Source organism: Billgrantia kenyensis (assembly GCF_013697085.1).
Classification (GTDB): Bacteria; Pseudomonadota; Gammaproteobacteria; order Pseudomonadales; family Halomonadaceae; genus Halomonas; species Halomonas kenyensis.
Genome location: NZ_JACEFT010000080.1, coordinates 1 through 1,136 on the forward strand (window position 1 = coordinate 1; position 1,136 = coordinate 1,136).

Genomic DNA, 1,136 nt, shown 5'->3' on the forward strand with positions numbered 1-1,136 from the left:
TCGGCGCTCCCGAGCCATTCGGGGTCGCGCAGGCGCAGGTTCTCGTGGCTGATGCGCTGGGAGCGGGTCAGCAGCGAATAGTTGAACTGCACCGGGTCGAGGTCGAGGTAGCGCTCCACCTGCTCGAACCACTCGGTGGAGTTGCGCGCCGCCGACTGCAGGCGCAGCACCTCGGTGCGGCGCTCCTCCTCGTAGCGGGCGAAGGCGCTGGCCATGTCGGGCTCGCGGTGCAGGTACTCCGCCAGGGCGATGGCGCTTTCCAGCGCCAGCTTGGTGCCGGAGCCGATGGAGAAGTGCGCGGTGGCCGCGGCGTCGCCCATCAGCACCACGTTGTCATGGCTCCAGCGCGCGCACAGCACCCGGGGGAAGTTGATCCACGCCGAGCCGCGGATGTGGTTGGCGTTGGTCATCAGCGCATGGCCGCCGAGGTGGCGGGCGAAGATGCGCTCGCATACCGCGATCGACTCCTGCTGGCTCATCTCACCGAAGCCGAAGGCCTGCCAGGTAGCCTCGCTGCACTCGACGATGAAGGTCGCGGTGTCGGCGTCGAACTGATAGGCGTGGGCCCACACCCAGCCGTACTCGGTCTTCTCGAAGATAAAGGTGAAGGCGTCGTCGAAGGTCTGGTGGGTGCCGAGCCAGACGAACTTGCAGGCGCGCACGTCGATGTCGGGCTGGAAGTGCTCGGCGTAGCGCTGGCGGGTGCGCGAGTTGAGGCCGTCGGCGGCCAGCACCAGGTCGAACTCGCGGCGCAACTCGTCGATGGCAGTGTCGGGAATGTCGCTCTCGAAGCGCAGCTCGATGCCCAGCTCCCGGGCGCGTTCCTGCAGCAGCAACAGCAGGCGATGGCGGCCGATGCCGCAGAAGCCGTGGCCGGTGGAGACGGTGCGCACGCCGTCATGAACCACCGCGATGTCGTCCCAGTAGGCGAAGTGCTCGCGGATGCGCGCCGCGCTGACGGCATCGTTGGCGGCCAGGTTGTCGAGCGTCTCGTCGGAGAGCACCACGCCCCAGCCGAAGGTGTCGTCGGGGCGATTGCGCTCGAGCACCACGATCTCGTGGGCGGGGTCGTGCAGCTTCATGCTGATGGCGAAGTAGAGGCCGGCGGGGCCGCCGCCGAGACAGGCGATTCTCAT

The 1,136-nt window shown here is 68.0% G+C and carries 1 protein-coding gene; it reads right to left on the reverse strand.

Features of this window, described 5'->3' with window-relative positions:
• Positions 1 to 1,136, reverse strand: a 1,136-nt coding sequence (locus tag H1D44_RS20670; protein ID WP_181517147.1) for an FAD-dependent monooxygenase, incomplete at both ends; no start/stop codon positions are given.